Source organism: Hansschlegelia beijingensis (assembly GCF_045505405.1).
In the GTDB taxonomy this organism is placed as follows: Bacteria; Pseudomonadota; Alphaproteobacteria; order Rhizobiales; family Methylopilaceae; genus Methylopila; species Methylopila beijingensis_A.
The window spans coordinates 1-8,386 of sequence record NZ_JBJKEX010000114.1 but is presented as its reverse complement, the minus strand read 5'-3'; the positions used below and the strand labels follow the sequence as shown (position 1 = coordinate 8,386).

The 8,386-nt window shown below is 68.9% G+C and carries 11 protein-coding genes; all 11 read right to left on the bottom strand.

What is annotated here, in order from left to right; all coding sequences use genetic code 11:
* Complete coding sequence (locus ACIKT0_RS09280) at positions 1-360, bottom strand: LysM peptidoglycan-binding domain-containing protein (protein ID WP_407105077.1); 360 nt, start codon at positions 358-360, stop codon at positions 1-3.
* Positions 361-742: 382 nt separating this feature from the next.
* Positions 743-1,405 (bottom strand): protein-L-isoaspartate(D-aspartate) O-methyltransferase, encoded by a 663-nt coding sequence (locus ACIKT0_RS09275; protein WP_407105076.1) that lies wholly within the window; start codon positions 1,403-1,405, stop codon positions 743-745.
* Between the two features lie 13 nt (positions 1,406-1,418).
* On the bottom strand, positions 1,419-2,186 hold the full coding sequence (gene surE / locus ACIKT0_RS09270) for a 5'/3'-nucleotidase SurE (protein ID WP_407105075.1): 768 nt from the start codon (positions 2,184-2,186) through the stop codon (positions 1,419-1,421).
* The gene (gene serS, locus ACIKT0_RS09265) at positions 2,183-3,463 is read right to left on the bottom strand and encodes a serine--tRNA ligase (RefSeq protein WP_407105074.1); all 1,281 of its coding nucleotides are present in this window, start codon (positions 3,461-3,463) and stop codon (positions 2,183-2,185) included. Before serS ends, surE begins: the two co-directional genes overlap by 4 nt.
* A gap of 131 nt (positions 3,464-3,594) precedes the next feature.
* Complete coding sequence (tatC, locus tag ACIKT0_RS09260; protein ID WP_407105073.1) at positions 3,595-4,386, bottom strand: twin-arginine translocase subunit TatC; 792 nt, start codon at positions 4,384-4,386, stop codon at positions 3,595-3,597.
* Positions 4,383-4,895, bottom strand: coding sequence for a Sec-independent protein translocase protein TatB (gene tatB / locus ACIKT0_RS09255; RefSeq protein WP_407105072.1), 513 nt, complete (start codon positions 4,893-4,895; stop codon positions 4,383-4,385). The genes tatC and tatB overlap by 4 nt, the downstream gene beginning before the upstream one ends.
* A gap of 67 nt (positions 4,896-4,962) precedes the next feature.
* Positions 4,963-5,205, bottom strand: coding sequence for a twin-arginine translocase TatA/TatE family subunit (locus ACIKT0_RS09250; protein ID WP_407105071.1), 243 nt, complete (start codon positions 5,203-5,205; stop codon positions 4,963-4,965).
* A gap of 165 nt (positions 5,206-5,370) precedes the next feature.
* Positions 5,371-6,111, bottom strand: a complete 741-nt coding sequence (scpB, locus tag ACIKT0_RS09245) for an SMC-Scp complex subunit ScpB (RefSeq protein WP_407105070.1) — start codon at positions 6,109-6,111, stop codon at positions 5,371-5,373.
* Positions 6,108-6,926 carry a segregation and condensation protein A gene (locus ACIKT0_RS09240; RefSeq protein WP_407105069.1) on the bottom strand — a complete coding sequence of 273 codons (819 nt, stop codon included), beginning with the start codon at positions 6,924-6,926 and terminating at the stop codon, positions 6,108-6,110. The genes scpB and ACIKT0_RS09240 overlap by 4 nt, the downstream gene beginning before the upstream one ends.
* A 19-nt stretch (positions 6,927-6,945) precedes the next feature.
* The gene (gene nagZ / locus ACIKT0_RS09235; protein ID WP_407105068.1) at positions 6,946-7,965 is read right to left on the bottom strand and encodes a beta-N-acetylhexosaminidase; all 1,020 of its coding nucleotides are present in this window, start codon (positions 7,963-7,965) and stop codon (positions 6,946-6,948) included.
* An 80-nt stretch (positions 7,966-8,045) separates the two neighbouring features.
* Positions 8,046-8,386, bottom strand: a 341-nt coding sequence (locus ACIKT0_RS09230) for an SPOR domain-containing protein (protein ID WP_407105067.1), incomplete at its 5' end; no start/stop codon positions are given.

The following is an 8,386-nucleotide window of genomic DNA, read 5'->3' as shown; positions in this document are numbered from 1 at the left end:
TCAAGACCTTATCGTAGGCGCTTCGGGACATTGCCTGCATGTTTTCCAGAATGGGTGCGCCGGCGCTGCGGCGACCTGCTGGCCGGAGTAGGACGGGATGACGACCTGCTGACCCGGCGCCAGACCATTCGCGTTGCGCATGTTGTTGGCTTGCATGATCGCGCTCGCCGGCACGCCGTAGCGCTGCGAGAGGGTGTGCAGGCTCTCGCCCCGCTGCAGCGTCACCACGGTGCCGCCGTTCGACGACCAGCCGGCCGCGCCTGAACGAGGCTCGGGGCTTCGCGCAGGCGGGAGCGCCCCCGTCGACTGCGGATCGACCGAAGACGAACGATAGCCGCCGGAGTTCTCGAAGCCGCGCATCGGCCGGGCCTGGGCCGGCGGCGGGGCGCCAAGAGGCGCGCGTTCGACACGGCTGCTCGGCGCCGCCTGAACGGAGCTGGTGTAGTCCGGCTCCGGCGCCCGCCTCTCCGCCGAGGCGGTCGAGAACGGATTGGAGAAAGGATCCTCGCCGAAGCGGGTGGTATCGGAGCTACAGGCCCCGAGAGCGCCAGCGCCAAGAGCGACCACAGCGGCGCGCGCCAGGAGCCGGGAACGCAGGCACGGAACGAAGTTACGCATGTTGGACACTCGCGACGAACTCGACCGACATGATCAGAGTTAAAGCGCGTTGAGGTAAACGGAGGGTTTAGGACGGCCGTCCCGGCCACGATCCGGCCGCAAATCTTGCCGCCGCGCCACGCGATCAGAGGGCCAACGCGACGCCCTCGAGCATGGGTTGCTGGCGGATCGTGCCGATCGTCGTCTCGTCGAGCGAGCCGTCCTTGCCCTTGATGAAGCGGGTAAGTCGCTGACCGGCGGCGTCGCCGATCGGCGCGATCATCACCCCGCCGGGCTTGAGCTGATTCAACAGCGTCGACGGCGGTCTGTCGACAGCTGCGGTGATGAGGATGCGCTCAAAGGGCGCCTGAGCCGGGCGGCCGAGCGCGCCATCGCCGAACACGAGCGTGCAGTTCGACGCTCCGCCAAGCTCCGCAATCCGGCGTTCGGCGTTCTCGATGAGCGTGCGGAACCGGTCGACGCTGACCACCCGACGCGCGAGCCGGGACAGGATCGCGGCGCAGTAGCCCGTGCCGGTGCCGATCTCGAGAACGTTGTCGAGATCGCCGACCGCGAGCCCGTCCACCATCATGGCGATCTGCGACGGCGATTCGAGCGTCTGCCCGCAGGCGATCGGTAAGGAGCGGTCCGCATAGGCCACGGCGCGGTGGCGCGCAGGCGCGAACAGCGCACGGGGAATGGTCTCAAGCGCCTTGAGGGTGCGGGTGTGCAGCACGCCCCGGCTTCTCAGCGCGAGCACCAGCTCGGCGCGCCGGGTGCGTTCGGCGTCGTCGGCGGTCATGCTCATGCGACTCGCATCCTCAGGCGTCGGCGAAGGCCGCAGTCAGTCCGTCGAAGAGCGCTTCGTCAGTCAAGTCGATCTTCAGAGGAGTGACGGAGATCTGGCGCGCCCGGACGGCGGCGAGATCGGTGCCCTCCTGCGCCACGAAGTCGGCGCGACCGAAGACGATCCAGAAATAGGGGTTGCCGCGACCGTCGTTGCGGCCCTCGATCTTCAGCAGTTCCTGATTGCGCTGGCCCTGCCGGGTCACCGCCACGCCGACCACCTCCTCGCCGAGGCAGCCCGGGAAATTGACGTTGACCAGGCGGTCGCGCTGGAAGCCCGCCTTCACGATCCGGCGCACCACATCGGCGCCGTGTCGCCGGGCGGAATCGAAGATGTCTCCGACCTCGCGGGTGCGGTCGAAGTTCTGCGACAGCGCGATCGACGGCACGCCGAGCAGGGTGCCTTCGATGGCGCCCGCGATGGTGCCCGAATAGGTGACGTCCTCGGCGACGTTCTGCCCGCGATTGACGCCGGAGAGGATCAAGTCTGGCCGCTTGTCCGCCAGCAGATGGCGCACGCCCATGATGACGCAGTCGCTCGGCGTGCCGCGCACGGCGAAGCGCTTGTCGCCAATCTCGCGCAGCCGGAGTGGATCGCTCAGCGAGATCGAATGCGAGGCGCCGGACTGGTCGGTCTCGGGCGCGACGATCCAGACGTCGTCGGAGAGCTCCCGCGCAATCTGTTCAAGCGTCTCGAGCCCTTCGGCATGGACGCCGTCGTCATTGGTGAGGAGGATTCTCAAGACGCACGCTCAATCTTCTCGAGCCCGCCCATATAGGGCCGCAGCGCGGTCGGAATGGCGATCGAGCCGTCTTCCTGCTGGTAGTTCTCCAGCACCGCGACCAATGCGCGTCCGACCGCGACGCCGGAGCCGTTCAGGGTGTGGACGAAGCGCAGGCCCTTGGAGTCGGCGGGGCGATACCGCGCGTTCATGCGCCGCGCCTGGAAGTCGCCGCAGACCGAGCAGCTCGATATCTCACGGTAGGTGTTCTGGGCCGGAAGCCAGACCTCGATGTCGTAGGTCTTCTGCGACGAGAAGCCCATGTCGCCTGTGCAGAGCGTCACGGTGCGGAACGGCAGGTCGAGCCGCTTCAGCACCTCCTCCGCGCAGCCGAGCATCCGCTCGTGCTCCTCGAGGCTCTTCTCCGGCGTCGTGACCGAGACCAGCTCGACCTTGGTGAACTGGTGCTGGCGGATCAGGCCGCGCGTATCACGTCCGGCCGCCCCCGCTTCGGCGCGGAAACACGGCGTGCCCGCGGTGACCCGCAGGGGCAGCTCCTCCTCGGAAAGGATCTGCTCGCGCACCAGATTGGTGAGGGAGACCTCCGCCGTCGGAATCAGCCAGAAATCGAAGCTGGTGCGGAACTGGTCGTCGGCGAACTTCGGCAGCTGCGCCGTGCCGAACATGGCCTCGTCGCGCACCAGCAGCGGCGGCGCGACCTCCGTGTAGTCGTGCTCGCTTGTGTGAAGGTCGAGCATGAAGCTCGCGAGCGCACGCTCGAGACGCGCCACCTGCCCCTTCAGCACCGCGAAGCGCGCGCCGGACATGCGGGCGGCGGCCTCGAAATCGATCAGGCCAAGCGCTTCCCCAAGCTCGTAATGGGCGCGCGGATCGTGGATCTCGCGCGGCTGGCCGACGCGGCGAAGCTCGACATTGTCGCTCTCGTCCTTGCCGTCCGGCACTTCCTCGAGCGGGATGTTGGGGATCTCGGCGAGCGTCGCGTGAAGCTCCTCCTCGATCGCCTTCTGCTCGAACTCGGCGGCCGGAATGTCCTGCTTGAGCTGGGCGACCTCGGCGATCAGGGCCTCTGCGCGCGCCTCGTCCTTCTGCGCCTTGGCCTGGCCGACCTCCTTGGAGGCGGAGTTGCGGCGCTCCTGCATGACCTGCAGCCGCCCGATGATCTCGCGCCGGCGCTCGTCGACCGCGATCAGCCGCGGGCTCTGCGGCGTCAATCCCCGACGCGCGAGACCCCGGTCGAACACCTCCGGATTGTCGCGGATCAGGCGGATGTCATGCATCGGAGCAGAAGTCCTTCGATTGATCTGGATGCGGGCGTCGTGACGCAGCCGCGGTTTCTAGCGGGGAAGCCCTGTCCGCTCCCCCGAGACGGCCCAGAAGATCGATGAAGACGCGCAGGCCGGGCGGGACCCTACTCCGGCGGGCTTCCGGCGGCCTCCGCCTGCGCCTGCCTCTTCTCGACCATCTTCACGACCAGGATGGAGGCTTCGTAGAGAAGCAGCGTAGGCACCGCAAGCGCGACCTGGCTGATGACGTCAGGGGGCGTGAGAACCGCGGCGATCGCGAACACCGCCACGATGGCGTAGCGCCGCTTGGCGATCAGCCATTTGGAGTCGATGAAGCCGGCCCGCGCCAGCAGCGTGAGGATCACCGGCGTCTGGAAGCAGATCCCGAAGGCGAAGATCAGCGTCATGATCAGCGAGAGATACTCGCTGGTCCGGGCGATCAGCTCGATCGAGGCGTGCCCGTCCCCGCCGGTCTGCTGCATCGACAGGAAGAACCGCATCGCCAGCGGCATCGCGGCGAAATAGACGAACGCCGCGCCGAGCAGGAACAGGACCGGCGTCGCGATCAGATAGGGCAGGAAGGCCTGCCGCTCGTTCTTGTAGAGGCCGGGCGCGACGAATTTGTAGATCTGGTTGGCGACCAGCGGGAAGGAGATGAAGCCCGCGCCGAACATCGCGAGCTTGATCTGGGTGATGAAGAACTCCTGCGGCGCCGTGTACTGCAGCCGGATCGCCTCGGCCGAACCCGCCGCGATCTCGTAGGGCACGAGCAGGATGTTGAAGATGTGGCTCGCCACCGAGAAGCAGATCGCAAATGCGATCACGAACGCGATGATGGATTTGATCAGCCGCGACCGCAGCTCGATCAAATGGTCCATCAGCGGCGCCTTGGTGGCGTCGATGTCGGCCTGGGTCACGCGCGCGCTCCGGGAGCGGGATCACCGGACGCCGCCACAGGCTCGGAACCGGAGGGGTGAGTTGATCCGTTGGCTCTCGCGGGCAGCTCCGGATCGGCCGCCGGCGCGCTGCTCGGCGCCGGAGCCGCTTCCGCCTCGGGCTCAGGCGCGAGGGCTGAAGGCGCGTCCGCCGCGCCGGTCGCCGCCGCGCCGGCCAGCGCCGACGGCGTAGGTTTGGAAGGCGTAGTGAGCGCGCTTCTGATCTCGTCGCGCGCCATTTTGAACGGATCGGGCGCGCTGACCATCTTGTTCGCGGTGTCCTTGAGGCCCGTAAGGTCCTTCTGGAGATCGTCGAGTTCGGCCTCCCGCAGGGCCTCGTTGAACTGCGACTGAAAATCGCCGGCCATCCGCCGCAGCGTGGCGACGGTCTTGCCGAGCTGACGCAGCAGTGGCGGCAGGTCGCGCGGCCCTATGACGACGAGCGCGACCACTGCGACGACCAGGAACTCGGACCAGGCTATGTCGAACATCTGTCAGGCCGCCGGCGGGCAAGGCGAAAAGCGGCGCCTCGCGGCGCCGCCCGGCCGAGCCTGCAAGTTACGACTGGCGGCCGTCGACGCTGCCGACGGTCGGGCGAACCTGCGGATCGGCGCGGTGTTCGATCGTCTGGGGGCCCCGCTGCTGGGACATGCCGTCGGCGACCTCGTCCTCTTCGGTGAGGCCTTTCTTGAAGCTTTTGATGCCCTTGGCCATGTCGCCCATGATGTCGGAGATCTTCCCGCGGCCGCCGAACAGCAGCAGCACGAGAACGCCGACGACCAGCCAGTGCGTGAGGCTCATGACGTTTCCTTTCGATCAGCCGGAAGGCGCTCGCAGCGGCCCGACGCATGACGGAGGCCAGTCCAGCATGATCGGAAACTAGGTCCCGGGAGTGGGAAACACAAGGACTTCGGCAGGTTGTGGCATCACGCCGCCGTCAGGCGCTAGACGGGCGCGCTAGAGACCTCAACGCTCCTGCGATCTCTCGCCGGCCGCATCGTCGGGGGCGTCCGCTGGGTCGAGCGGATCCCCGTCCTCGAGCGGATCCTCGTCGGCGCGCAATCCGTCGTCGTCGCTCGGCGGCGGCAGGTCGAGGCCCGGCGGCAGACGGGCGTCGAGCAGTCCCGCCGCCTTCAGCTCGGCGAGCCCCGGCAGATCGGAGACCTTCTCCAGCCCGAAATGGTCCAGGAACGCCGGGGTTGTGCCAAAGGTCACCGGACGACCAGGCGACCGGCGCCGTCCCCGCAGCCGGATAAAGCCCGCCTCAAGAAGCGTCTCGAGCGTGCCGCGCGAGGTCGCGACGCCGCGGATCTCCTCGATCTCGGCCCGCGTCGTCGGCTGGTGGTAGGCGATGATCGCCAGGGTTTCGATCGCCGCCCGGGACAGCTTCTTGGTCTCGCGCGCTCCCGCAACGACAGCGGCGGCCACCTCGGGCGCGGTGCGAAACGCCCAGCCGGCCCCGACGCGTCGAAGATTGACGCCCCGGCCCGCGTAGTCCTGGACGAGCATCCGAAGGACCAGCCTCAGATCAGCGCCGGCCGGCAGCCGCGCGGCGAGCTCCGCCTCATCCACCGGGGCGGGAGACGCGAACAGCGTCGCCTCGACGATGTTGCGATGGAGCGGATCGACACGCGAGCGTTCGTCGGCCGTGAGCCTGCCGTCGAGCCCTTCGAGCGGCAGCGGAGGAGCGTCGTGCGGCCCGCTCACCCCTCTTCCTTTCGAACCACTGCGAGCGGCGCGCCGCTGCGCACGAAGAGCGGCCCAAAGGCCCGCTCCTGTCTGAGCTCCAGCCTGCCCTCGCGGGCCAGCTCCAGGGAGGCGCCGAAGCCTGCGGCGAGCACCGAAGCCCGCATCTCCGGGTTCATGTAGCGCAACAGCAGCGCGTCGAGCCGCGACCAGTCGGCGGAGCGTCCCACGAGGCGCTCCAGCGCGGCGCGAGCTTCGGCGAGCGTCCATGTCGGACGCCGCTCGACGGTCACCGCGCTCCTGAGATTTCGGGTCCTCTGCCGGGCGTAAGCGCTCAGAAGATCGTACAAAGTCGCAGTCCAGAGAGGCGGCGCCTGCTGCGCCTGCGCTGGAGCCTCGCCTCGGGCGAAGACATCGCGGTCGAGCAACGGGCGGTCGAACAGCGCGTAGCCTGCGGCGCGCATGGCCTCCAGCCTGCGCAGCCGGAACGCCAGAGCCGCGGCCACCATCGAGGCCGGCGGCTCCTCCTCGTCCGCCGGCGCATCAGGCGCGAGCAGCCGGGACTTCAGATAGGCCAGCCACGCCGCCATCACGAGATAGTCGGCCGCGAGGTCCAGACGCTCTACGCGGGCGACCTCGACGAAGGCGAGGTACTGCTCGGCGAGCTCCAGGATGGAGATGCGGGCGAGATCCACCTTCTGTCGGCGCGCGAGGTCGAGCAACAGGTCGAGCGGTCCTTCAAAGCCGTCGAGATCGACGACGAAGGCCTTGCCCGCGGCCTCGTCGCGCTCGTCCGCCTCGAAAGTGCCTGACGCTTCGAGCCCATTGTCGGCCAAGGCCGCGCCTCCGGCGGCGTCAGACGCTCGCGCTCTCGAGGAGTTGGTCGCGCGCCGCCGCGAGCGCCGCGACATCGACCTCCGCGCGCGGCCCCAGCAGGGCGAGCGCCCTCGCGGCCCGATCGGCTGACCGTCCCTCGAGCCGCGGCGCCGCCGCCGCGACCTCGAGCATTTCACTCATCGCGCCGTTGCAATGCAAGGCGACGTCGCAGCCGGCGACGAACGCCCTCGCCGCCGAGTCGCCCACGCCGCCGGAGAGCGCCTTCATCGAGAGGTCGTCGGTCAGCAGCAGCCCGTCGAAGCCGATGTGGCCCCGGATGATCCCCCCGATCACGGCGGCCGACAGGGTGGCGGGCTGGTCGGGGTCGATGGCCTCGAACACGATGTGACCGGTCATGCCGATCGGCGCGTCCGCAAGCGCGCGGAACGGGCGGAAGTCGGTGGCCTCCAGCGTGTCGCGGTCGGCCGTGACGCGAGGAAGGTGGAAGTGGCTGTCGACGGTGGCGCGGCCATGTCCTGGCATGTGCTTGACCACCGGCAGAGCGCCGCCCGCCAGAAGGCCGTCGATGACCGCCCGGCCCAATCTTGCGATCGCCTCAGGAGCGCTCGCATAGGCGCGGTCGCCGATGGCGTCCGTCATGCCCTGGGCCGGAAGGTCGAGCACTGGGAGGCAATCGACCGTCACGCCGAGGCTCGACAGCTCCGCTCCGAGAAGCTCGGCGCCCAGGCGAGCCGCCGTGAGCGCCCCCTGAGGGTCGATCTCGTAGAGCCGTCCATACGCGGCCGCCGCCGGATGGGCGGAGGCGAGCGGGGGGCGGATACGCTGGACGCGGCCGCCTTCCTGGTCGATCAGCACCGGGGCGTCGGAGCGGCCGACGGCTTCGCGGAACTGGCCGCACAGGCTTCGGATCTGGTCCGGCGACTCGATGTTGCGGCCGAAAAGGATCAGGCCCCACGGCTCGGCGTCCCGAAAGAACGCCCGCTCCTCCGGCGTGAGCGCAAGTCCCTGGCAGCCGGAGATGAATGCGCGGGTCGCCATGAAGCCGGACTGATCGAGGAACTGAGAAAGAAGGTCGCGCGGACGACAGGCGCCGCGCGACGTCTTGCTACGATCGGGACCTAGTTGCGCGCGACCACGCAGTCGCCGCCGGCGGCGCGCAGGTTGTTGCACACCGTGGAGGCGTCGGTGCTGCTGCCGAACGGCCCGACGCGGACGCGGTAGTAGGTCCCGCGATCGCCGACGGTCGCGCTCTGGATCGACGCCTGGTAGCTGCCCAGCACCTGCGGGAAGCGCTTCTGCAGCGAAGCAAAGGCGGTTCGGGCCTCCTCCTCGGAGCGTTGCGAACTCACCTGCACGACATAGCCGCCGGCGGCCGCGCGGGCGGGGGACGGCGTCGGCGCAGGGGCGTCCTTCAGCAGGTCGATCTTGTCCTCGAGCAGGAAGCGCAGCGGCGTCTGGC

Coding starts and splice junctions, on each gene's coding strand:
- ACIKT0_RS09280 (WP_407105077.1), bottom strand. CDS start 360: ATGCGCGGCTTCGAGAACTCCGGCGGCTATCGTTCGTCTTCGGTCGAT.
- ACIKT0_RS09275 (WP_407105076.1), bottom strand. CDS start 1,405: ATGAGCATGACCGCCGACGACGCCGAACGCACCCGGCGCGCCGAGCTG.
- serS (WP_407105074.1), bottom strand. CDS start 3,463: ATGCATGACATCCGCCTGATCCGCGACAATCCGGAGGTGTTCGACCGG.
- tatB (WP_407105072.1), bottom strand. CDS start 4,895: ATGTTCGACATAGCCTGGTCCGAGTTCCTGGTCGTCGCAGTGGTCGCG.
- ACIKT0_RS09250 (WP_407105071.1), bottom strand. CDS start 5,205: ATGAGCCTCACGCACTGGCTGGTCGTCGGCGTTCTCGTGCTGCTGCTG.
- nagZ (WP_407105068.1), bottom strand. CDS start 7,965: ATGGCGACCCGCGCATTCATCTCCGGCTGCCAGGGACTTGCGCTCACG.